Origin of the sequence: Streptomyces griseus subsp. griseus, assembly GCF_000720255.1 — a bacterium.
Taxonomy (GTDB): domain Bacteria; phylum Actinomycetota; class Actinomycetes; order Streptomycetales; family Streptomycetaceae; genus Streptomyces; species Streptomyces griseus_I.
On sequence record NZ_JOJE01000010.1, the window covers coordinates 99,863 to 122,730 of the forward strand.

General features: G+C 69.4%; 22 protein-coding genes. 10 read left to right on the plus strand and 12 right to left on the minus strand.

Annotated elements, in window-relative coordinates:
* Window positions 1–33 precede the first annotated feature (33 nt).
* Together mqnP and IG99_RS16055 are read right to left on the minus strand one after the other, a co-directional pair.
* Window positions 34–936 carry a menaquinone biosynthesis prenyltransferase MqnP gene (gene mqnP, locus IG99_RS16050; RefSeq protein WP_037674490.1) on the minus strand — a complete coding sequence of 301 codons (903 nt, stop codon included), beginning with the start codon at window positions 934–936 and terminating at the stop codon, window positions 34–36.
* The gene (locus IG99_RS16055; RefSeq protein WP_037674492.1) at window positions 933–2,390 is read right to left on the minus strand and encodes a menaquinone biosynthesis decarboxylase; all 1,458 of its coding nucleotides are present in this window, start codon (window positions 2,388–2,390) and stop codon (window positions 933–935) included. The genes mqnP and IG99_RS16055 overlap by 4 nt, the downstream gene beginning before the upstream one ends.
* 88 nt (window positions 2,391–2,478) lie before the next feature.
* On the opposite strand from IG99_RS16055, the gene IG99_RS16060 reads away from it, so the two are divergent.
* Together IG99_RS16060 and IG99_RS16065 are read left to right on the plus strand one after the other, a co-directional pair.
* Complete coding sequence (locus IG99_RS16060) at window positions 2,479–2,874, plus strand: PLD nuclease N-terminal domain-containing protein (protein ID WP_037674494.1); 396 nt, start codon at window positions 2,479–2,481, stop codon at window positions 2,872–2,874.
* Window positions 2,874–3,818, plus strand: coding sequence for a LysR family transcriptional regulator (locus IG99_RS16065; RefSeq protein WP_037674497.1), 945 nt, complete (start codon window positions 2,874–2,876; stop codon window positions 3,816–3,818). Before IG99_RS16060 ends, IG99_RS16065 begins: the two co-directional genes overlap by 1 nt.
* On the opposite strand, the gene IG99_RS16070 is transcribed toward IG99_RS16065, so the two are convergent.
* Window positions 3,766–4,689 carry a DMT family transporter gene (locus IG99_RS16070; RefSeq protein ID WP_037674501.1) on the minus strand — a complete coding sequence of 308 codons (924 nt, stop codon included), beginning with the start codon at window positions 4,687–4,689 and terminating at the stop codon, window positions 3,766–3,768. The two genes, IG99_RS16065 and IG99_RS16070, sit on opposite strands and share 53 nt — an antisense overlap.
* Window positions 4,686–4,898: a hypothetical protein gene (locus tag IG99_RS45460; protein WP_158973190.1), complete on the minus strand. Its 213-nt coding sequence runs from the start codon at window positions 4,896–4,898 to the stop codon at window positions 4,686–4,688. Before IG99_RS45460 ends, IG99_RS16070 begins: the two co-directional genes overlap by 4 nt.
* A gap of 359 nt (window positions 4,899–5,257) precedes the next feature.
* Here IG99_RS45460 and IG99_RS16075 point away from each other — a divergent pair, with 359 nt between their 5' ends.
* Window positions 5,258–5,488, plus strand: coding sequence for a hypothetical protein (locus IG99_RS16075; RefSeq protein WP_037674504.1), 231 nt, complete (start codon window positions 5,258–5,260; stop codon window positions 5,486–5,488).
* Between the two features lie 360 nt (window positions 5,489–5,848).
* On the plus strand, window positions 5,849–6,961 hold the full coding sequence (locus IG99_RS16080; protein ID WP_037674507.1) for a helix-turn-helix transcriptional regulator: 1,113 nt from the start codon (window positions 5,849–5,851) through the stop codon (window positions 6,959–6,961).
* Window positions 6,962–6,965: 4 nt separating this feature from the next.
* On the opposite strand, the gene IG99_RS16085 is transcribed toward IG99_RS16080, so the two are convergent.
* Entirely contained in the window at window positions 6,966–7,268 is a 303-nt protein-coding gene (locus IG99_RS16085) for a hypothetical protein (RefSeq protein WP_037674509.1), read from the minus strand.
* Between the two features lie 121 nt (window positions 7,269–7,389).
* On the opposite strand from IG99_RS16085, the gene IG99_RS16090 reads away from it, so the two are divergent.
* The 5 genes from IG99_RS16090 (at window position 7,390) to IG99_RS44185 (ending at window position 13,191) form a co-directional block, all read left to right on the plus strand.
* Window positions 7,390–7,839 carry a nucleoside deaminase gene (locus IG99_RS16090; protein ID WP_037674512.1) on the plus strand — a complete coding sequence of 150 codons (450 nt, stop codon included), beginning with the start codon at window positions 7,390–7,392 and terminating at the stop codon, window positions 7,837–7,839.
* Window positions 7,820–8,824, plus strand: a complete 1,005-nt coding sequence (locus tag IG99_RS16095; RefSeq protein WP_051865449.1) for an isopenicillin N synthase family dioxygenase — start codon at window positions 7,820–7,822, stop codon at window positions 8,822–8,824. Before IG99_RS16090 ends, IG99_RS16095 begins: the two co-directional genes overlap by 20 nt.
* A gap of 102 nt (window positions 8,825–8,926) precedes the next feature.
* Entirely contained in the window at window positions 8,927–11,080 is a 2,154-nt protein-coding gene (locus IG99_RS16100) for a hypothetical protein (RefSeq protein ID WP_037674517.1), read from the plus strand.
* Window positions 11,080–12,621 (plus strand): hypothetical protein, encoded by a 1,542-nt coding sequence (locus IG99_RS16105; RefSeq protein WP_037674520.1) that lies wholly within the window; start codon window positions 11,080–11,082, stop codon window positions 12,619–12,621. Before IG99_RS16100 ends, IG99_RS16105 begins: the two co-directional genes overlap by 1 nt.
* Before the next feature lie 138 nt (window positions 12,622–12,759).
* A complete protein-coding gene (locus tag IG99_RS44185) occupies window positions 12,760–13,191 on the plus strand; it encodes a hypothetical protein (protein WP_051865451.1) in 432 nt (143 codons plus the stop codon).
* A 142-nt stretch (window positions 13,192–13,333) separates the two neighbouring features.
* Here IG99_RS44185 and ccsB read toward each other — a convergent pair whose 3' ends face one another.
* The 7 genes from ccsB to hemL form a co-directional block, all read right to left on the minus strand.
* Window positions 13,334–14,410: a c-type cytochrome biogenesis protein CcsB gene (ccsB, locus tag IG99_RS16115; RefSeq protein ID WP_037674522.1), complete on the minus strand. Its 1,077-nt coding sequence runs from the start codon at window positions 14,408–14,410 to the stop codon at window positions 13,334–13,336.
* Window positions 14,407–16,122, minus strand: a complete 1,716-nt coding sequence (gene resB, locus IG99_RS16120; protein ID WP_037674524.1) for a cytochrome c biogenesis protein ResB — start codon at window positions 16,120–16,122, stop codon at window positions 14,407–14,409. Before resB ends, ccsB begins: the two co-directional genes overlap by 4 nt.
* Window positions 16,123–16,125: 3 nt before the next feature.
* The gene (locus IG99_RS16125) at window positions 16,126–16,896 is read right to left on the minus strand and encodes a cytochrome c biogenesis CcdA family protein (protein WP_037674525.1); all 771 of its coding nucleotides are present in this window, start codon (window positions 16,894–16,896) and stop codon (window positions 16,126–16,128) included.
* Window position 16,897: 1 nt separating this feature from the next.
* The gene (locus tag IG99_RS16130) at window positions 16,898–17,527 is read right to left on the minus strand and encodes a TlpA family protein disulfide reductase (RefSeq protein ID WP_037674526.1); all 630 of its coding nucleotides are present in this window, start codon (window positions 17,525–17,527) and stop codon (window positions 16,898–16,900) included.
* Window positions 17,528–17,593: 66 nt separating this feature from the next.
* Window positions 17,594–18,886 (minus strand): polysaccharide deacetylase family protein, encoded by a 1,293-nt coding sequence (locus IG99_RS16135; protein WP_037674527.1) that lies wholly within the window; start codon window positions 18,884–18,886, stop codon window positions 17,594–17,596.
* Between the two features lie 164 nt (window positions 18,887–19,050).
* Entirely contained in the window at window positions 19,051–19,734 is a 684-nt protein-coding gene (locus IG99_RS16140; RefSeq protein ID WP_037674528.1) for a histidine phosphatase family protein, read from the minus strand.
* Entirely contained in the window at window positions 19,731–21,050 is a 1,320-nt protein-coding gene (gene hemL, locus IG99_RS16145; protein WP_037674531.1) for a glutamate-1-semialdehyde 2,1-aminomutase, read from the minus strand. The genes IG99_RS16140 and hemL overlap by 4 nt, the downstream gene beginning before the upstream one ends.
* 386 nt (window positions 21,051–21,436) lie before the next feature.
* Between hemL and IG99_RS16155 the strand changes: the two genes are divergently transcribed.
* Complete coding sequence (locus IG99_RS16155) at window positions 21,437–22,063, plus strand: hypothetical protein (RefSeq protein ID WP_199815532.1); 627 nt, start codon at window positions 21,437–21,439, stop codon at window positions 22,061–22,063.
* Window positions 22,064–22,868: the final 805 nt, after the last annotated feature.

Genomic DNA, 22,868 nt, shown 5'->3' on the forward strand with positions numbered 1-22,868 from the left:
GGGTCCTGCCCTCGATGGTAGGCCGCACCGTACTCACACGGTCAGACCCCGAACCAGGAGATCAAGCAGCGCGCACACGAACAGGGCGATGCCGATGAACCCGTTGACGGAGAAGAACGCGCGGTTCAGTCGGGAGAGGTCATGCGGCCGGACGATGGTGTGCTCGTAGAGGAACGCGCCCGCGACGATCAGCAGACCCAGCCAGAAGAAGGCGCCCGCGCCGGTGGCGAGGGCGTACCAGACGAGCAGGGCTGTCGTCACGGCGTGGCAGACGCGCGCTCCCCAGATCGCCGCCGGGATGCCGAAGCGGGCCGGGACCGACATGACGCCGGTCTCGCGGTCGGTCTCGACGTCCTGGCAGGCGTAGATGAGGTCGAAGCCGCCGATCCAGACGCCGACCGCGAGGCCGAGGATCACCGCGTCCCAGGACCACTCGCCGGAGATCGCCAGCCAGCCGCCCACCGGGCCCATCGCCTGGGCCAGGCCCAGGATGGCCTGCGGGAAGTTCGTGAACCGCTTGCCGTAGGGGTAGACCACCATCGGGATCACCGCGATGGGGGCGAGCGCCAGGCACAAGGGGTTCAGCAGGGCGGCCGCGCCCAGGAAGAACACGAGCGCGACCAGCGCGCCGGTCCAGGCGTGCTTCACCGTCACCGCACCGGTGACCAGCTCCCGCTGAGCCGTGCGCGGGTTGCGGGCGTCGATCTCGCGGTCGATGATCCGGTTCGCCGCCATCGCGAAGGTCCGCAGCCCCACCATCGCGACCGTCACCAGCAGCAGCCGGCCCCAGTGGATGTTCCTGTCCCACTGGAACATCGCGGTGAGCGCGGCGATGTAGGCGAAGGGCAGGGCGAAGACGGAGTGCTCGATCATCACCAGGCGCAGGAACGCCTTGGTGCGTCCCGGTTGCGGGAGAGCGGCTGACGCGCTGCTCACAGCCCGTACTCCTTCCACCGGCGGTCGACCTTCGCCGCCGTCTCCGAGTCGGACTCCACCATGTCCGGCCACCCGCCGTCGCGCGTGTAGCCCTCCTCGGGCCACTTCTTCGTCGCGTCGATACCGGCCTTGCCGCCCCAGAACTGCTGGTAGGAGGCGTGGTCAAGGTGATCGACCGGACCTTCCACCACCGTCAGGTCGCGGGCGTAGTCGGTGTTGCCGAGGGCGCGCCAGGCCACCTCGTGGAGGTCGTGGACGTCGCAGTCGGAGTCGACGACGACGATCAGCTTGGTCAGGGACATCATGTGGGCGCCCCAGATCGCGTGCATCACCTTCTGCGCGTGCTTGGGGTACTTCTTGTCGATCGAGACGATCGCGCAGTTGTGGAAGCCGCCGGCCTCGGGCAGGTGGTAGTCCACGATGTCCGGCACGATGATCTTGAGCAGGGGGAGGAAGAAGCGTTCGGTCGCCCGGCCCAGGGGCCCGTCCTCCGTCGGGGGCCGGCCCACGACGATCGACTGGAGCAGCGGTCGCTTCCGCATCGTCACGCAGTCGATGGTCAGCGCGGGGAAGGGCTCCTGCGGGGTGTAGAAGCCGGTGTGGTCGCCGAAGGGCCCCTCGGGGAGCATCTCGCCCGGCTCCAGCCAGCCCTCCAGGACGACCTCCGCCTGCGCGGGCACCTGGAGCGGGACGGTCTTGCAGTCGACCATCTCGATCCGCTTCCCCGCGACGAACCCGGCGAACAGGTACTCGTCGATCTCACCGGGGAGCGGGGCGGTGGAGGCGTAGGTGACGGCGGGCGGACAGCCGAAGGCGATGGCGACGGGGAGGCGCTCGCCCCTGCGCGCCGCGACCTGGTAGTGGTTGCGGCTGTCCTTGTGGATCTGCCAGTGCATGCCGATGGTGCGCTTGTCGTGGCGCTGGAGGCGGTACAGGCCGAGGTTGCGGATGCCGCTCTCAGGGTCCTTGGTGTGGGTCAGGCCCAGGTTGAAGAAGGAGCCACCGTCCTTGGGCCAGGTGAACAGGGCGGGGAGCCGTTCGAGGTCGACGTCGTCGCCGTGCAGGACGACCTCCTGTACGGGCGCGTCCCCGGACTTCACCTTCTTCGGCGGTACGTGCGCCATCGCGCCGAGCTTGCCGAACGCCTCGCGCATCCCGACGAAGCCGTGCGGCAGCTCGGGGCGCAGAAGTCCGCCGATCTTCTCGGAGATCTCGCCGTAGGACTTCAGGCCCAGTGCCTTGAGCAGGCGGCGGTCGGTGCCGAAGACGTTCATCGCGAGGGGCATGTCGGAGCCCTTCACGTTCTCGAAGAGCAGCGCGGGACCGCCGGACTTCTGCACCCGGTCGACGATCTCCCCGACCTCCAGATACGGATCGACCTCCGCCCTGACGCGCTTGAGGTCGCCTTCACGCTCCAGTGCCCTGAGCAGGGAACGAAGATCGTCGTAAGCCATGGGACCAAGTATCGGCCACGGGCTACCCTGACCCCGTCACCGGGGCTGTCCCACGCCCCCGTCACCGTCTCCTGGGGGAACGCCCACCATGCTCCGGTATCTGCCCTTCCTGCTGGTCCTGGCGCTGTGGATCTACGCCTTCATCGACTGTCTGAACACTCCCGAGGAGCAGGTGCGAGGGCTGCCGAAGGTGATCTGGGTGATCATCATCCTGCTCTTCGGCGAGGTGTTGGTCGGTCCGATCGCCTGGCTGGTCGCGGGCAAGGTCCGTACGGCACCGGGGGGCGGCTCCACACCGTCGGAGTGGCACCGCAACCACCGCACTGAGTTCGTCGCGCCGGACGACAACCCCGAGTTCCTGAAGTCCTTGAAGGAGGAGAGCAAGAAGGACGAGGCCCTGCTCAAGGACTGGGAGGCCGACCTGCGCCGGCGCGAGGAGGAGCTGCGCCGCAAGGAGAACGGCGAGGAACCGAAGGACAGTTGATGGAGCTGCGGCTGCTGGTCACCTTCGAGAAGGTGGCCACCGTACTGAGCTTCACCCGGGCCGCGGCCGAGCTGAAGTACGCCCAGTCCAGTGTGACGAGCCAGATCCGCGCTCTGGAGTCCTCCCTCGGCGCGGAGCTGTTCGACCGGCTCGGCAGCCGGATCCGTCTGACCGAGGCGGGCGAGCGGTTGCTGCCGTACGCCCGGCAGATCATCGAGCTGACCGACGAGGCGCGGGCCGCGGTCACCGACGCGGAGGAGCCCTCCGGCACGCTCACCGTCGGCACGATGGAGTCGCTGACGTCGTACCGTCTGCCGCCGCTTCTGGAGCTCTTCCACCACCGCTACCCGAAGGTGCGGCTCTCCCTGCGCACGACCATCGGCGACGGGACCCGGGAGGCGCTGCGGCAGGGAACGTTCGACGTCGGGTTCCTGATGGAGCCGGAGACCGAACACGCGGGCCTGGAGAGCAGGGTGCTCGCCCCCGAGCCGCTGGTGCTGGTGGCCGCCCCTGGTCATCCGCTCGCCGAAGCCGCACCCGATGCCGCACCCGGAGCCGAAACCGGCTCCGGCGCGGCCGCGTTGCGGACGGAGGACCTGGCGGCGGTCCAGTTGGTCGGCACGGAGCCGGGGTGCCCGTACCGCGATCTCTTCGAGTCCGAGCTGACCGAACGCACCGGGACGCCGCCGCCCTTCATGGAGTTCGGCACGATCGAGGCGACCAAACGGGGCGTCGCGGGCGGACTCGGTGTGGCGCTGCTGCCACGGATGGCGGTGGTCGGGGAGCTCACGTCCGGCGCGCTGACGGAGCTGGCCTGGGAGCCGCCGTTCCGGCTGTACACGCAGGTGGCGTGGCGTGCGGGCAAGCGACTGCCGCGCCATCTGCGGCTGTTCATCGACTCCGCGGTACGGCTGGTGCGGGAGCAGACGGCGCCGCTGCCGTGACCACGCGGGGCGTCCTGGCGAGGGTGACCCTGAGGCTCGCGGTCACGATCAGGGGGACGCCGAGTGCCTGGACGAGCCCGATGTGGTGGCCGTAGACCAGCCAGTCCATGACCATCGCGACGGCCGGGTAGGTGAAGGCGAGGACGGCGATCTTCGCGGTCGGGAGCTGGGCGTAGGCCGCGTACATGAGGACGTACATCAGGCCGGTGTGGATGACGCCGAGTCCGATCAGCCAGCCCCAGTCGGCACCGGTGCCCCTCATCGCGCCGAAGTCGGCGAACGGGAGCAGCAACGGAATGCCGACGACGACCTGGACGAGGGCGACGAGGTGCGGTCGCACTCCGGTGACCCGCTTGGTGACGATCGTGGACAGGCCGTAGAGGAGCGCGGCCAGGAGCGCCTGGCCGATGCCGACGAGGTAGGAGCCGCCGGCCGTGAAGTCAGCGGGTGTGACGCCGGAGACGAGGACCAGGCCCGCGAAGGCGACGGCGATCCAGCCGGCCTTGGCGGCGGTCAGGCGCTCGCGGAACAGCAGGGCACCGAGCAGCACGACGTAGAACGGCTGGGTGTGGTAGACGACCGTGGCGACGGAGATGGACGTGTTCTCGTACGACTGGAAGAGCAGGACCCAGTTGAAGACGATGAACACGCCGCCCAGGACCGCGAGTCCGAGGGTGCGCGGGGTGAAGCCGTGGCCGCGGAGCCAGCCGCGGGCGACCACGTAGCCGCCGAGTGCGAGGGCGCCGAACAGGACGCGGAAGAAGACGACGTCGAAGGGCGAGGCTCCGGACTCGACGACGAAGACGCCCAGGGTGCCGGAGAGCACCATGGCGGCGGTGAGCTGGGCTGCGCCCTTGTTCTGCGATGTCATGCCCAGGAAGCTACGAGCGGGCGGTGCGGCGGGTCCACGGGCCAGTGGGGCGTCCTGCCGATGGGGTCATCGGCCGGGCCGATGCGGGCAGGTCGTACGCCGGTGGGCCGTACGCCGGTGGGCCGTACGCCGGTGGGCCGTACGCCGGTGGGCCGTACGCCGGTGGGCCGTACGCCGGTGGGCCGATGGATGAGCGGGAGATGATACATCGGACACGCTGTGCGACCGGAGAAGGGATGTTCCACCGAGGAAGTTGCACAACTTTTTTCAGTCTACTGAAGGGTAATAACTCCCTTCGTTCGCAAGGGAGTTGCTCGAACAAGCCCTTCACATGCAAGGTTCCAGCACGGGACGCGCACACGAATGTCGACTCATCTATTCGAACACTCGCCACACTTCGACCTCTTTCCGCCTCCGGCCGTTCACAGCGGTCCAGTTGACCCACACGAGTGATACGGGTTCCGGCCCCGACACCCGGTAGTCTCCTCCTAGCTCTTCTCTGTGCCGGTGCCCGTGGGTGCCGATCGGGTTCATCAGGCCCGGCCACCTACAGAGAGGAGCAAGGTCCGTGGCTAGCTCTGACCAGCCAAGCGACAGGGACGACGCCGTCCCCCCGGAACCGCGGGACCCGGACCCACCGGTCCCGGACACCGCGGAGCGGGACAGCGCCGCTTCCCCGCGCGGCATCCCAGAGCCGGACTGCGGTAACGCGCCGCGCAGCAGTCGGGTACGCGTGGTCGGAGAGTGCCTGTACTGGCTCGTCCGGCTGATGCTCGACCTGTACGACAACGGCGGATGAGGTTGGGACCTCATCCGCCGTCAGTTACCGAATAGCCGGTACGTGGGCCCGTGCTCAGGTTCCCGCCAGGACACGGGCTCACGGTCGGTTCGGCAAGTCGTCATGGAGCGACGCGCTCCGGAGACGGTCCCACTGTAGGGATCCCCCGAGCATCCACCCCCGCGTGCGCGCCAATCCTCGCGCGTGCGCCGCACATCGGGAACCCATTTCAGTTCTAAGCGGTACCGTGACACAGGGATTGATCTGCCAAAAGCCGCCAAAACACTCGTCAGAGTGAATCGCTATAAGCGATTGCGGACCTGAACGGTACCGTGCCGCTTGCAGCGGTAGTTGAAGATCTGACCAGAGGAGGGGGCGTCAGTGGCTCGTGGCACGGCGAACTTCGACGGTGAGGCCCTGCGCACCGCACGCCTGACCCGCCCCGTCGACGGCCGGCTCCTCAGCGCGGAAGCCGTGGCCCAGCGCCTGGGCACCTCCAAGAGCCGGATCCTCGCGTACGAGAACAACACCTCCAAGCCGGATCCCAAGCGCATCGCGCAGATCAGCGACCTGTTCGGCATCCCGGCCCGGGAGCTGCGCACCAAGCGCGCCCTGGCCGACATCCACGGCCTGCGCTGCCAGAGCGGCCTGACCGCGGCCGAGGCGGCCGCCCTGGTCGGCATCAGCCGCAGCGGCTACGCCAACATCGAACGGCACGCCCTGCTGCCCGTACGGGACGACGGCACCGTCCGGATGAACCTCGCCCGCGTCTTCGGCGTGACCCCCGCCGTCATCGACCGCGCCCTTCTGCGCCACCCCGCGGCGGTCGCCCGCCAGGTCGAACTGGCCGAGCGGCTGGGGGTCGTCTTCGAACGGGCCCACCACAAGCACAGCCCGGCCGTCATCGACGTCGACGACCCCCTCCTGCGACAGATCGCCCCGCTGCTGCAACGCCCCGCGAAAGTCGCCTGCCGCCTTGTGAACGCGGAACTCGATACCTACCGCGAGCTGTTGCGGGACCACGCGCGCATGAAGGTCGACGAGGCCTTCGCCCAGACCGCCTCCGCCGCCACCCGCGCCCGCAACCGCCGCACCCATCTGGAGACCCTGATCGAGGGCGCCGCCCCGGCCGCCGCGAAGAACCTCAGCAGGTTCCTGTCGGAGGCGATGAACGTCCGGCAGTGGCGCCTGATGGTCGCGCTGGCCAACACCGGGCTCGACGGCCTCGCCTTCTCCAGCACCTCGCGCTACGCCTCCCAGGAGGACCTCACCGTCCTCCAGATACGCCAGTACGCCACCGTCCTGCAGCGCGGCGACCAGACGTACGCCATCCCCACCGAGAACGGCCTCATCACGGTCCGCAACAACTACGCCCGCTACGGCCGCCTCTATCCGCGGGTGCCGGCGCCCAACCTGAGCCACTACTGGGAGCAGCGCCGGCGTCCGACGATCGTCATGCGACGGGCGGGACGGCCGGCGCAGGAGAGCACCTGACCTCTCACTCCTCCGGTTTCGCCTCCAGCCAGGTCAGGAGAATGTCGTCGAGGAGGGACTCCAGCGGCCGGCCCGACGCCTGGGCGTTGATCTCCAGCTGGCCCGCGGCCCAGCAGGTGAGGCTCGTGATCAGGACGCGGAGTCCGTCGGTGCCGTACTGCTTCTGGACATCGTCGGCGCATTCCAGGGCCTCCTGGGCGACACGTTCCTCGGGGTAGGTGCCGGCCGCCCTGCGCAGGAGCTCGATGGAGAGACGGGAGATCTCCGGGGCGATGGCGGCCAGCCGCTGATCCTCTTCTTCGTCCACGCGAATCACCCTAGGAGACGGGGCGGATCCTGTAAGGCGTCTGCTGGAAATCCTCGTCTCCGGAAATCCCCGTCCCCGGAAATCCTCGTCTCCGGGCGACGCGGGCCGCACAGTGGGAAGTATGGACCAGTCACAGGCACGCGCCTGGCTCGCGATCGCCGTCGAGGAGGCCCGGGCGGGCCTCGCGGAGGGCGGTATTCCGATCGGCGGCGCGCTCTACGGCGCCGACGGCACCCTGCTCGGCCGCGGCCACAATCGCCGCGTCCAGGACGACGACCCGGCCCTGCACGCGGAGACGGCCGCCTTCCGCGCGGCGGGACGACAGCGGTCGTACCGGGGGACGACGATGGTGACGACCCTCTCGCCGTGCTGGTACTGCAGCGGGCTGGTCCGCCAGTTCGGCATCTCCCGCGTGGTGATCGGCGAGGCGGTCACCTTCCACGGCGGGCACGACTGGCTGGCCGAGCACGGCGTGGAGATCGTGCTGCTCGACGACTCCGAGTGCGTCGCGATGATGCGCGACTTCATCGAGAAGAACCCGGCTCTGTGGAATGAGGACATCGGTGAGTGAGCCCCCTGCCCCGAGCATCCCGCGCCCCCCGCGCATCCCGACCGTCGACCTGCGGCCCTGGCTGGAGGGTGCCCCGCAGGCCCGTGCCCGCATCGCCCGCACCGTGGACGAGGCCCTGCGGACCGCCGGGTTCCTGCTGGTCACCGGGCACGGGGTGGACCCGGAGCTGCAGGCCGCCGTCCGCACGGCGGCCCGGTCGTTCTTCACCCTGCCGCCCGCGGTCAAGGAGGCCTACGCCGTACGGGTCGGCGGCCGGGGCTGGCTCGGCCCCGGAACCGAGGCCAACGGCTACGCGGAGGGCACCGCGACCCCGCCGGACCTGAAGGAGTCCCTCACCTTCGCCACCCACGAGCCGTTCGACGACCCGGCCGTCAACGCGGAGTGGTACGCGCCCAACGTGTGGCCCGCCGAGGTCCCCGAACTCCAGCCGCTGTGCGAGGAGTACCTGACGAGGATGGGCGAGCTGGAGAACCATCTCCTCGCCCTGCTCGGGGAGGCGCTCGGGCTGGAACCCGACTTCTTCACCCGGCACATGGACCATCCGACCTACGGCTTCAACATCAACTGGTACCCGGGGACCGACGTCGTGGGCGAGCCCGAGCCGGGCCAGTTCCGCATCGGCCCGCACACCGACTTCGGCACCGTGACGATCCTCGACCGTGAGGCGGGCCGGGGCGGGCTCCAGGTCTTCACGGACGAGGGCGGCTGGGAGGACGCGCCCTACGACCCCGCCGCGTTCACCATCAACGTCGGTGATCTGATGGCCCGTTGGACCGGTGACCGGTGGCGGTCGGGCAGGCACCGGGTGCTGCCCCCGCCCGCCGACGCGCCCACCGAGGAGCTGATGTCCCTCGTGTACTTCGGCGAGTGCACCCCTGGCACGCTGGTCGAGTCGGTCCCGGCACCGGTGGGGCGGGTGGCCTATCCGCCGGTCGACTCGCATGTCTACCTGCGGGAGAAGCTGGATTCGATCACGGTCGACTGACGAGATCGGAATTTTCGTAACCCAACGGACATCACGCGATCTAGTGCGAATCAACTCCCGCTCCTTACCCTGGCGTTGTAAGCCGTTCCAGGGGGAGGTGCGGTGCACAGATCGTTACACGGGCGGGGCGCCCTGTTCGACGGTGAGCCGCCGGGGCTGGTTCCCCGGCTGGTCGGACTGCGCCCGTACGCGCATCTCGCCGCGAAGGTCGACCATCCCCGCGAGTTGCCGCTGCTGGTGCTCGCGGGCGGCCGGGGTCTCGGCAAGAGCGCTGTGCTGGCCGAGCTGTGGGACGCCTACACGGAGCGGCCCCGCAGGGGCGAGCCACGCAAGCGCACCCCGGTCGCGCTGATCGACTGCGAGGACCAGCAGTTCGCCGGCCCTCCGCACGAGGAGAGCCCGGAGTCCTGGTCACCGGTGTGGCAGGCGCTGCTGGTGATCGCCGAACAACTGACCGAACCGGTGAAGGCGGCCGGACAGCTCACGTTCCCCAGGCTGACGGCGGGCCTGGTGGCGGTGCGGGCCAGCGACTGGAGCGGCCGTACGGACTCCGAGCGCATCCGGCGCGAGCTGGTGCGGATCCTGCTGCTGAACGAGCGGGGTTCGCGGTTCAGCATGGCCGGGCGGTGGGCGGCGAAGGTCGCGGCGAAGGTGATCGCGGCCGCGAGCGGGCAGGGCCCGTTCGTCGCGGCCGCCGTCGAGGCCACCCTGGAGGCTCTCTCCGAGGGCGTCACCGGGCGCCGGGAGCAGCGGTCGTCCACCTGGTACCGCACGCATCCGAACGCGGGCGGCAACGCCAAGCGCGGTCTGCTGCTGCTCGCCGGGAACTTCCGGGCCGGCGGCACCTCGCGGGAGCACGCCGAGCGGTGGCTGGTGCGGGCGCTGCTCGCCGACCTGGCGGAGGGGTACACGGGCCTGGGCTCGCATCTGACGCGGCTGGGCCGGCCGTTGGTGCTGCTGGACAACGTGCGGGGCGGGCCGGGGCCGGGGCTGCTGGACGCGGTGTTGCGGGACCGGTCCGAGGGCATCGGGGACCAGGTGGTGTTCGTCGCGACCGTACGGGGCACGGGGCACGCGGCGCTGCGGGACGCCGTGCGGCGGGAGTTGCCCGCGGTGGCGCGGGTGACGGAGTGGGAGCCGGGCGCCTCACCGTCCTCGCGTGCGCTGCTGGTGCCGTTGCCGCCGCTGTCGCCGGACGACACGCTGCACATCGTGGGCGCGGTCTGCGACGACATCGAGGTGCCTCCCCAGCTCCCCCACGCGGTGCACCGGCTGACCGGCGGCAATCCGCTCGGCATCGCGCTGGTCGCCACCGCCGCGAAACAGCACCCGGACCGGGCGGGCTCGCTCGGCGGACTGCTCACCGCGCGGATCACGGTGACGGAGGACCAGTCCGCCGAGCGAGACCGCCCGGCCTACGGCGAACTGCTGGACCGGCTGGTGCCGGGCGACCGGCTCGACGAACTGACCGTGCTGGCAGCGGCCCACGACCACGACTCGGCGGTCGCGCTGGCCACGGCCCAGCTGCCGGACGACTTCGGCTCCTCGGGCGTACGGTCGCTGCGGGTGCGGCTCGCCGAGGAGGGGCTGCCCGTGGAACCGGGCCACTTCGTCGGCGACCCGTTCGTGCGCACCCTGCTGCTGCTCCGGCTGCACCACCGCAACGCCGACCACGCGAAGTGGCGCGAGGTGCACGAGACGCTGATCCGGCACTACACGGACGACGGCTCCGACGGCGACGACGCCGACGGCCCGGCCCGCGCCCGCTACCGGCTGCACCACGAACTGGCCCTGGGGGACACGGCGGGCGCGGTGGCGTACCTGCGCGACACCTTCCACAGCCTGCACACCCGCACCTGGCTGGACACCCTGCGCTTCCTCGCCTCGGCGCCCTACTTCCACGCGCACGACGCCGAGGGCCGCGACTTCGCCGACCACGACGACCGGCGGGCGGCGGTCGCGCTGGGCCGCACGGACGCCGACCAGAGGCCGCCGGACGGTGTCGACGGCCTCTTCCACCTGCGGATACGGCGGCTGCTGCACGCCGTCTGGCAGGTGGCCGACCCGCTGGTGCTGCCCGATCCGAGGGTGTGCGACCGGCTGCGGTTCGAGCTGCTGCAACTGTCCGACCTGCGGCCGGCGGGCGGGGCGCTGCTGTTCACGGCCTCGCGGACCTGGCCCCGGGACGCCCGCGCCGGCCGGCCGTTGCGCACGCCGGGCGAGGACGAGTCGGACGACCGGGACGGGGAGGCGTGATGGGAAGCCGTGCTGTGCGGTGGCTGCGCGATGTCTGGCAGATCCGCCTCTACCGCTATGTCGCCCTGCTCGTGGCGGCCGCGCTGGTGGCGGGCGGCTTCTTCGGCATCAGGGCGCTCGCGCGGGAGGACCGCTCGTGCGCCGCCGGGGTGGATCGTCCGGAGGGCGACGACGAGTGCGTGGGCGTCGCGACGGAGGCGTACGACTTCGGGCAGGGCCGGCTGCGGGAGGTGGTGCGGGCGATCGGCCGGGAGAACGACCGGCTCAAGGCGGGCAGTTACGTCACGGTCGCGCTGATGCTGCCGTACACCGCGTCCAACCCGTCCACGGTGAGCGACATCCTGCACGAGACACAGGGGGCCTACCTGGCGCAGTGGCAGGCCAACCACGACTCCAACGGGCAGTCCCCGGCGATCCGGCTGGTGCTCGCCAACCCGGGGGCGACCGGGGATTACTGGCAGCCCATGGTGGACCGGCTGGAGCGGATGACGAAGGGCACCGACCGGCTGCGCGCGGTCGTCGGGGTCGGTATGAGCACCGACAACAACAAGGCGGCCGTGCAGGAGCTGACCCGGCGCGGCATCCCGGTGGTCGGCAGCTCCATCACCGCCGACGACCTCGCCAACGGGCACCGGGGCGGCGACCCGTTCCCCGGCCTCGCCCGGGTCTCCCCCACCAACACCGATCAGGCCCGCGCGCTCGCGTCCTTCGCGAAGGTGTCGGCGGGCAGGGCGCTGCTGGTGTACGACAAGCCGGGCGACCCGTACACGCGGACGCTGCAGACGTCGTTCGCGAAGCTGATCGAGGGCTCACCGTACGAGCCGCAGCCGTTCACGCCGCCGGCCGACCGCAGCCAGGAAGGGACGACGGCGAACACGTTCCGGCAGATCACCCACCTGGTGTGCGACACGTCCCCGGAGACCGACACGATCCTGTTCGCGGGCCGGCACACCCAGCTGCGGCAGTTCATCAACGCGCTGGGGCAGCGTGGCTGCCAGGAACGGAGGTTCACACTGCTCACGGGGGACGAGGGCTCGTACCTCACCCATGAGGAGGATCTGGACCGCGGTGCCCTGAAGCGCAACCTGTCCGTCCGCTACACCTCCCTCGCCCACCCGGACGCCTGGCTGCGGGGCGCCCCGGCGACCGGTGGCTCGTCGAAGGACACGCGGGACCTGAAGGGGCTGCTGTCGCGGGCCGAGCGTGATCCGGTGGGACCGCTCGGGCCGGTCGGCCTGGACGACGGCCAGCTGATCATCGGCTACGACGCCACGCTCGTCGCCGTCCACGGCATCCGTGAGGCCACCCCCGACGGCGGGGTGGTCCCGCCGCTCGCGGACGTCGGCCTGCAGTGGCCGCAGGTCAAGGGCTCGCTGCGGGTGAACGGGGTGAGCGGGTGGATCTGCCTGGACGTCCACGGCAACCCCTACGACAAGGCCGTACCGATCGTGGAGCTCACCGCGCAGGGCGGCTCCCGCTTCGTGAAGATCGCCTGGCCGGAGGGGAAGCCGCCGGGGAAGGAGTGTCTGCCGCCGTCGTGAGGGGTCGCCTCACCCTCGCGGGACATTCACCCAATTCGGCCTTTGGCCCGGCTTTGCCGAGCCGTAATAACGCTTGGCGTGCGGACATGGGTTCGATTATGATCTTGGGTGAAGATTTTTCACAGGAAACGGGTGGGAATGAAAATCTCTCTGGGGAAGAACTCTGCGAAGGTGCTGGGGACCGTCGCCGCGGCCGGACTGATCATGGCCATGGGCGCCGGACCCGCCGCCGCCGGACCGTCCGGGGTCCGGTTCGACGTCGGCCCGAAGCTGAGCGACGGGTCGCGCGAGATCGACGTCTACCTCAACAACCGGTACGCCGGATACGGGAAGTGGACCGCGAACGGGGACACCCTCACGGCTCACGACTCCCTCGGCGACGGTTACGGCATCGGCGCCTACCTGAGCACGAGCCCCGTTCGCGAGGCCGACACGTTCGGGAAAAGCTCCCCGTTCACCAGGAATGTGGGCGGAAACCTGACCGAGGACAAGGCCTATTCCTTCTGGGTCTGCATCGGCAACAACAGCAGCGGACTGACCTGCTCCGACGTCTATCCGGTCACGGCGTAACAATGCATTTCAGCCAGGGTGGATCGCCCGGTTTCATTCCGGTGATTCACCCTGGCTATTTCCACGACCAGCGCCGTCCGTACGACGAAGGCCGGTTCCCGCGACCCTCAGGTCACAGGAACCGGCCTTCACCGTTGGGCGGTCACACGCCCGCGTACGAGTGCTTGCCGCTCACGAAGATGTTCACGCCGTAGTAGTTGAACAGCCAGCAGGCGAAGGCGAGCATCGCGAGGTAGGCGGCCTTGCGGCCCTTCCAGCCGGCCGTGGCGCGGGCGTGCAGGTAGCAGGCGTAGCCGACCCAGGTGATGAAGGACCAGGTCTCCTTGGGGTCCCAGCCCCAGTAGCGGCCCCAGGCGTCGCCCGCCCAGATCGCGCCCGCGATGATCGTGAACGTCCACAGCGGGAAGACGGCCGCGTTGACGCGGTAGGCGAACTTGTCCAGGGAGGCGGAGGACGGCAGCCGGTCCAGGAACGAGTTGGCGAACTTGCCGGGCTTGCCGCCGGTCGCGAGCTTGTTCTCGTAGGAGTCCTTGAACAGGTACAGGATCGTGGCGACCGCGCCGACGTAGAACACCGCGCCGCAGAAGATCGCGGTGGAGACGTGGATGTACAGCCAGTACGAGTGCAGGGCCGGGACCAGCTGGTCGCTCGCCGTGTAGAGGACGGTGACCGCGAGGCCGAGATCGAGCAGGACGGTGGTGATCAGGAACAGGCCGAGCCAGCGGATGTTCTTCTTCAGCGCCAGCAGCCCGAGGTACACGCCGACGGCGACCGTCGAGAACGTGATGTTGAACTCGTACATGTTGCCCCACGGCGCCCGCTCCACCGAGGCCGCGCGGGCGACGACACCACCCAGCTCGACCAGGAAGGCGAGCACGGTGAGGGAGATGGCGATCCGTCCGTAGAGATCTCCCTGCTCGTCGCCGCCGTGCGCACCCGGCCCGTCGGGCACGTCACGGGCGCCGGTCGCTGACCGCACGACGACCTTCGGCCGCTCCAGGACGGCGGTGCCGCCGGCCTTCTGCACGGTGACTGCGGGCGCGCCCGCCTTCCTGGCGTCCGTGAGCGCGGCGGCCGTGCGACCGACCTTGCTGCGGCTGCCGAGGAGCCATTCGGCGATGTACGCGAAGAAGGCCAGGGTATAGACGGCCATCGACGAGTAGATCAACGTGTTGCTGATGTTCGCGAGGTTTTCGTTGGTGGCGGCGGCGAGAGTCACTGCTTCTCAGCCCCTTCGGCAGGTACGACTTGGAGGTCGGGGGAATCGGAGGAGCCGGGGTCGGGTGCCCCGGGGGCCTGGTCGTACAGGATCGCGGCGAGTTCGCCGAGCTCTTCGGGCACCTTGGCGGACTCACTGCGGCCGAGCCCGGCCATCTCGACGACCGTGACGCCGTCGGCGCCCTTCACCGCGCGCACCCAGACACGGCGGCGCTGGATGAACAGGGAGGCTGCCAGACCGAAGATCGCGGTGAACGCGCCGACGAGTGCCCAGCCGCTGCCGGGCTCCTGGACGATCTGGAAGTTCGCCCACTCCCTGGTGCCCTCGTAGGTGACCGAGCCCGCGCCGTTCGGGAGTTTCATGGTCTCGCCGGGCTTCAGGTTCTCGCGCAGCTGCGCGCCCTTGGAGTCCTTGAACCCCTTCATGTGGCTCTTGTCCAGCTGGTACACGCTCTGCGGGATGCCCGAGTTGACGCCGAGGTCGCCGTGGTACGGCGTCAGGTTCAGTACCGGGTTCCCCAGCGCCGGGAATGTCGAGGCGGTCTCGCTGCCGGGCGTGTACGTCGGCAGGAAGAAGGCCGAAATGCCCAACTGCTCACTGACGCCTCGGGCGTTCTTGTAGCCGTCGAGGACCTTGATCACACCGGAGGAGGTGACGTTGGAGTCCAGCGGCAGCAGGGGAACGGCGTCCTGGAAGACGACGTTGCCCTTGCCGTCGCGGACGGTGACGAGGGGGGCGTAGCCGTGGGCGGTGAGATAGACCTTCGCGTCGCCGATCTCCAGCGGGTGGTTGACCTCGACGACGGTCTTCTTGTCCTTGCCGTAGGCGCCCTCGCTGTAGGTGATGGCCGCCTGGTAGACGCGCGGGGTGCCCCTGTTCGGACCAGATACCTCGTAGGTGCCGGTGAACTTGTTCAGGGTGAAGCTGAACGGGTTCAGGTCGTCGACGTCGAAGAGGTTGCCGGACTTGAAGTCGTCGTAGGAGATCAGGGTGTTGGAGAAACCACCGTTGCCCTCGACGAGGAGCTTGTTGCCCTCGGACTTGAAGAGCTGGCCCCAGGCGAAGGCGACCAGCAACACGATGAGGGCGGTGTGGAAGGCGAGGTTGCCGACCTCGCGCAGGTAGCCCTTCTCGGCGGCGACGGCGTCACCGGTGAGGTGGGCGCGGAAGCGGCGCTTCTTCAGCAACGCCAGCGCGGCCTCGCGCACCTCCTCCGGCTCGGCCTCCGTACGCCACACGGTGTATGCGGGAAGCCGCGTCAGCCGCCGGGGCGCACCCGGCGGACGTCCGCGCAGCTGGCCCACGAACTGCCAGGTGCGGGGCACGATACAGCCGATGAGGGAGACGAACAGCAGGATGTAGATCGCGGAGAACCACACCGAGCTGTAGACGTGGAAGAGGCCGAGCCTGTCGTAGATCGGCGCGAGCGTCTCGTGCGCCTTGCGGAAGTCGGCGACCTTCGTCTCGTCGCTGCCGGACTGCGGGATCAGTGAGCCGGGGATCGCCCCGAGCGCCACCAGCAGCAGGAGCAACAGGGCGACCCGCATGGAGGTGAGCTGACGCCAGAACCAGCGGGCCCAGCCGATGACGCCGAGGCCGGACACGTTGGCCAGCGTCTCCACGGGTGCGGTGGACATGTGCGAGCCGGCCGCACCAACGCCCTGGTCGTCCGGGGCGGCCGGGGTCTGCTCGCCGGTGGTCGTCTTGCTCATGGATCAGATCCCCACAGTGAAGCCGTTGGACCAGGACTGCATGTCCTGTACGAGGCTGTCCCACGCGCCGGTCAGCAGCAACAGGCCGGTCACGATCATCATCGTGCCGCCGACGCGCATCACCCAGACATAGTGGCGCTTGATCCAGCCGAAGGCGCCGAGCGCCTTGCGGAAGGCGACCGCGGCGAGCACGAACGGCACGCCGAGGCCGAGGCAGTAGGCGACGGTCAGTATGGCACCGCGGCCCGCACTCGACTGCTGTGCGGACAGGGCGAGTACCGAGGCGAGGGTCGGGCCGATGCACGGGGTCCAGCCGATGCCGAACAGCGCGCCCAGCAGGGGGGCGCCGACCAGACCGACGGTGGGCTTGTTGTGGAAGCGGAACTCGCGCTGGGTCATCCAGGGCATCAGGCCCATGAAGAAGACGCCCATGCAGATCATGACGACGCCCAGCACCTTGGACAGGACACCCTTGTTGTCCTGGAGGGTGTCCCCGAAGAAGCCGAACAGGGCTCCGCTGGAGACGAACACGGCGGTGAAGCCGAGGACGAACAGGGAGGCGCCCGCCACCATCCGGCCGCGCCGGGCCTCGGCCAGGTCGGTGCCGGTGACGCCGGTCACATACGACAGGTAGCCGGGGACCAGGGGCAGCACGCACGGGGAGAAGAAGGAGACGAGACCGCCGAGCAGCGCGAGGGGGAGGGCCGCGAGGAGGGCCCCGTTGAGCACCGTGTCGTTGTAGCCGTCCGCGGCCAGCGTGGTGAGCGAGCTCACGTCACTTCTCCGCGAGGACCGGGTCGATCATCGAGCGCAGCCTGTCCTCGCTGAGGGCGGCCAGTGAACGGGCCGCGATCTTCCCGCTCCGGTCGAGGACGAGCGTGCTGGGGATCGCCTGCGGGTTGAGCGTGCCCTTCTGGAATCGGAGGATCAGCTTGCTGCTCGGGTCGTACAGGCTGGGGTACGTGACGCCGTACTGCTTCTCGAAGGCGAGGGCGCTCCCGACCCGGGCGTCGGCGACGTTGATGCCGACGAACTGCACGCCCTTGCTCCGGACGTCCTTGTAGACCTTCTCGAAGTTGGGCGCCTCGGCGCGGCACGGGGCGCACCAGGAGCCCCACACATTGAGGACGACGACCTTGCCCTTGAAGGAGGCGACGTCGAGCTGCTTGCCGTTGATGGTCTTGCCGGAGAGGTCGGGGGCCTGGGCCCGCTCACCCTTCTCGGCGGTCGCGACGCCGTCCTTGCCCATGACGAAGTTGGTGTCGCCGCCCCCGCCCGACGTACCGCCCGAACCGCATGCGGCAAGAGTCAGCGCGGCGACCGCGGCACCCGCGGTGAGCAGGGCGGCGCGGGGCGAGCGGATCCAGGTGGTCGAGCTCAGGGGGGCGCGGCTGGCGGCACTCATGTGAAAAGTTTCGCATGCCCGTTCTGGGGATCTTGCACACCCCCCTTGCGGGCGGAAACCCGCATTTCAGGCGGCGTTCGGCGAGGCCCCTGAAGACGCCTTCGGGGTCTCCTGGAGGAAGGTCTTCCAGCCCCCGGCCGGCTGCTGCCCGACACCGAGGGTGCGCAGCTTCGCCAGCACCTCCGGCTTCTGTACGTCGATCCAGTCCACGAACTGCCGGAAGGAGACCAGGCGTACGTCCGCGCCCTTCTCCTTCTCCCGCGCGATGTGCTTGAAGGCCTCCTCGACGGCGTCCATGTAGATGCCGCCGTTCCACTGCTCGAAGTGGTTGCCGACGAAGAAGGGTGCGCGATTTGTCTCGAATGCCCGCTTGAAGCCGGATATGTACGCCTGGGCCGACTGCCTCCGCCAGCCCGGGTAGTTGGAGGGCGGCGCCTTGGTCGAGTTGACCGACTGGTTGGCGAGCATGTTGTAGTCCATCGACAGGACCTCGAAGCCACGTCCGGGGAAAGGTATCTGCTGCAACGGCAGGTCCCAGATCTCCTGCTTCTTCTGCGGCCAGACCTGGGTGCCTCCGGAGGAGGAGGCGTCGTAGCGCCAGCCGAGGGCGCGGGCGGTGGGCAGCAGGTTGGACTGTCCGAGGAGGCAGGGCGTGCGGGCGCCGACGAGTTCCTTGTCGTAGTCGAAGGGCAGGGACGGCAGATCGGTCCAGCCGGTGTTGGTCCGCCACTCCTTGACGAAGGCCTTCGCCTGGTCGATCTCGCTGCGCCACTGCTTCGGGGTCCAGTTGCCGACGGTGCCGCTGCCGGAGCAGAAGTGCCCGTTGAAGTGGGTGCCGATCTCGTGTCCTTCGAGCCAGGCCCGGCGGATGTTGGTCAGCGTCATCTTCACGTGCTCATCGGTGAGGTAACCGATGTCGGAGGCGCCGCGCGGGTTGTTCGGCGGGTTGTAGAGCCGCTTCTTCGACTCCGGCAGCAGGTACAGCCCGGAGAGGAAGAACGTCATGCTCGCGCCGTGCTCCTTGGCGAGGTCCAGGAAGCGCGGGAAGAGACCGTTGCCGACCTCGCCCGCGCCGTCCCAGGAGAAGACGACGAACTGCGGCGGCTCCTGACCCGGCTCCAGCGGCACGGGCTTCGCGGGCTGGTGGGGCTGCTTGCCGGTGAAGGAGGTGGAGCCGTCCCCGATGGGGCGGGCGGCCGGCGTCGGGCTGCCGGAGGGCTTGCCGGAACGGCCCTTTCCGGAACCGGCACTGTCCTTCGACCCGTCTGACGACGAAAGGCCGCCGCAGCCCGCGAGTCCTGCGGCGGCCGCGGCGCCGGCGCCGAGTCCGAGCATCCCCCTGCGAGTGAGAGCGCGCATTGCTTCCCCGATTCGTACGTCCTCTGGTGGTCACCCCTTCAGAGGACGTGACGAAGCGGGAGGTTCCTCGCGATCACCGCAAGTTCGCAATAATTTGTCACGAACGTGTCATAGAGGCACTCGAGTCGCGCCGCGCACGCCCCGAGTGCTCACGAACCGGCCGCCTATGCCCCGAACGCCTTGCCCTGTCCCTTGACCGGCTTGGCACCGGCGAGGAGGTGGGCGGGGACGAGATCACGGGCCGGCTCGGTGTAGCCGACGGAGACGATCTTGTCACCCTGGTACGTGAACGTCGTCAGCGAGGCCAGCGTGCACTGCCGCTTGCGCGGGTCGTGCCACAGTCGGCGCCGCTCGACGTAGGACCGCACGATCCAGATCGGCAGCTGGTGACTGACCAGCACGGCCTCGTGCCCGCGGGCCACGTCCTTCGCCGCGTCCAGCGCCCCCTTCATCCGGACGACCTGGTCGACGTACGGCTCGCCCCACGAAGGCTTGAAGGGGTTCGTCAGATGCTTCCAGTTGCCGGGCTTGCGCAGCGCGCCGTCGCCGACACCGAACGTCTTGCCCTGGAAGACGTTCTCGGCCTCGATCAGCCGCTCGTCGGTCGCGAGGTCCAGTCCGTGCGCCTTGGCGATCGGCGTCGCGGTCTCCTGGGCCCGCTCCAGCGGGGAGGCGACGACGTGGGTCACATCACGGGAGGAGAGGTGCTCGGCGACCCGGTCGGCCATCTGCCGCCCGAGCTCGGAGAGGTGGTACCCGCCGAGACGGCCGTACAGGATCCCGTCCGGGTTGGCGACCTCGCCGTGACGCATGAGGTGGACGACGGTGATGTCCTTGTTGCTGGTCATGCCGCTGTGGCCTCCGCAGCCGCTCGGGCCGCCGCCGGGAGGGCGTCGGCGATCCGCTGGATGGCCCGCTCGTCGTGGGCCGTGGACACGAACCAGGACTCGAACGACGACGGCGGCAGGTAGACGCCGTTCGCCAGCAGCGAGTGGAAGAAGGCGGTGAAGCGGAAGGACTCCTGCGCCTTGGCGTCCTCGTACGAACGCACCGCCCGGTCCGTGAAGAAGACGGAGAACATGTTGGAGGCGCTCTGCACGGCGTGTGCGACGCCCTCCTTGGTGAGCGCCTCGGAGACGAGCGCCTGGATCCGCTCCGACACGTCGTTGACCTTGGCGTACGCGGCGTCGTCGAGAAGGCGCAGCTGGGCGAGCCCGGCGGCGGTGGCGACCGGGTTCCCGGAGAGGGTGCCGGCCTGGTAGACGGGCCCGGCGGGCGCGAGGTGCGCCATCACGTCGGCGCGGCCACCGAACGCGGCCGCGGGGAAGCCGCCGCCCATGACCTTGCCGAAGGTCATGAGGTCGGGCCGGACCCCGTCGATCCCGTACCAGCCGGCGCGGCTGGTACGGAAGCCGGTCATGACCTCGTCGGAGATGAACAGCGCGCCGTTCGCCCGGCAGGCGTCCTTGAGCCCCTGGTTGAACCCGGGCAGCGGCGGTACGACGCCCATGTTGCCGGGCGAGGCCTCGGTGATCACGCAGGCGATCTCGCCCGGGTGCCGGTGGAAGGCCTCCTGCACGGCCTCCAGGTCGTTGTACGGCAGCACGATCGTGTCGCCGGCCTGGGCACCGGTGACGCCCGGAGTGTCGGGAAGCGCGAAGGTGGCGACGCCGCTGCCCGCGGCGGCGAGCAGGGAGTCGACGTGTCCGTGGTAGCACCCGGCGAACTTGATCACCTTGGACCGCTGGGTGAAGCCGCGGGCGAGCCGGATCGCCGACATGGTGGCCTCGGTCCCGCTGGAGACGAGCCGCACCTGCTCCACGGGCTCCACCCGCGCGACGATCTCCTCGGCGAGCGCGACCTCGCCCTCACCCGGGGTACCGAAGGAGGTGCCGCGCGCGACGGCGTCCTGCACGGCGGCGATGACCTCGGGGTGGGAGTGCCCGAGGATCATGGGCCCCCAGGAGCAGACGAGATCGACGTACTCCCGGCCGTCCGCGTCCTTCAGGTAGGGACCGGTACCCGACACCATGAACCGGGGCGTACCGCCCACGGCACGGAAGGCGCGTACCGGGGAGTTCACGCCACCCGGTGTGACGGCGGCCGCACGGTCGAATAGAGCCTGCGACACAGGCGCTTCGTATGTATAGGGCAGTTCGCTCATGACCTGCGACTTCTCCGACTTCTCGGACTCAGGTTGCCAAGTGACCTCCTCAGGGTAGGCCAGGGGCCGCGGGGGTCAGGGGCGAGCGGGACCGCCGACCGGCCGCCGAACCGGCTGAACCCGCTGCTGAACCGGCGCACAGTCCGCATAACGTGGTGGACAACCCGCAGCCCCACATGATCTGCGAGACTGGCACCTGATACACGCAGCTCAACCGGGCCATGGTGTACAGAACCTTGCACCGTGGCTTCTTCAGGGCTGCAAAGATCCTGCGGGCAGGTGTTTCAACGCACGTTTCGGCGGGCGACCGTGGGGGAGGTCACTGACACGATGATCGGGTTGCGCGGCGGGGGCCACGCGTCCTAAAAAAGCAGTCGGGTGGAGATATGCATCGCGGTGGCGGACTGGGCGAGGGGACTGACGACCTGGGTCCTCGACGTGCCCGGCGGGGAAGGCACCGGCGCGACGCGGAGGACACGACCGAAGCACGTCAGGCACACGGTGTACCGAGTGAGTCCGAGGGGCTGGACCGACGGGTCGAGCAGCTGAGGGCGGGGAGCAGGAATGGTGGTCGGGTGGGGGTGACGTACAAGTACTTCGGCGCGCCGGACGGCGCGACCGCGGCCCGCGTCCCGATCTCGATGCGCCCCGAAGAGCTCGGCGGCGACGAGCTGGGCATGAACGGCATGTTCACCAAGATCAAGCCGGAGACGATGGCCGCGATGGTGCTGACCGGCATCGAGGGTGTGCCCCTGCACAAGGTGCCGCCCCTGGAACTCGTGGTCCTGCACCCCGACTACGCCGTCGTGAAACTCCCCATGACCGTCGTGGACCCCCTCCGCGACATCGGCGAGGAGGCCGTCGGCGCCGCCGCCTTCATCTGGTCCACCGTGCCGGACCGGGGCGGCCCGCGGGACGCGTTCAACGTGTACCAGCTGCTGCACGAGTGGCAGGACTTCTCGCACCGGCTGCATGAGGCGGGGCATCAGCCTTATTGCCTGGTGTGGCCCTGAGCCGGGGTTTCGCTGGTTTCGGGCGGGGTTTCCGGACCTCGCCTCGGTCTTGTGCGGAGGCGAGCCTTCAGGCCGCCGGGGCGCATTGCTTTCGCTGGGGACACTGATATGCCCTGAGCTTCCGGAGCCGGGGCTTCCGTGAAGGTGGACCAGATCACCCTCGACGACGAACACTTCCGCGGCCCGGAAGGTCCTACGGATCCTGACCAGCTCAGCGGCCCCACTCGGTGGCGGCAGAGAGCGGTTGATGAGTTCGGCTGCCGTTCGGGCGTCGTCGACAGTGATGACGAAGCGGGTTCCACGGGTGAGTTCCAGCCACAGCGCGTCGCCCGCCCGCAGGGACACGGCCAGCGTGCCCGGTTTCCACCGGTAGCCCCAGCCGCCGATCTCCATCGGCCGCGTCCAGCGCGCCGACGCGCGCTCGATCCGGTCCATCGGGATGTGGCGGCGCAGGAAGGGCACGAGCACCGAGGCAACCGTGACGCCCTCGGACGACACCGTCACCTTGATGCCGCCGGTAACAAGAAAAGCAGCCGCCGCCGCCAAGAGACTGACCGCCCGGGGCCTCGCCACGAAGACCGCGAACACGGCGAGCGCGATGGCCATGACCACGCCGACAGCGAGCATCCAGGACCGGCCGCTTGCCCTCGCCTTCATAGAACGAGGGCAGCAAGATCCAGGAGGCATGATCCGGACACTTCACCCGCCGCACGTTCGCCACCAGGGCACCGCACACCGTGACAGGCTCGCCTGAAAAGTGGCGCGTCGCCGATCGGCACGGCACCTCGACTCATCGCGTCGAGGA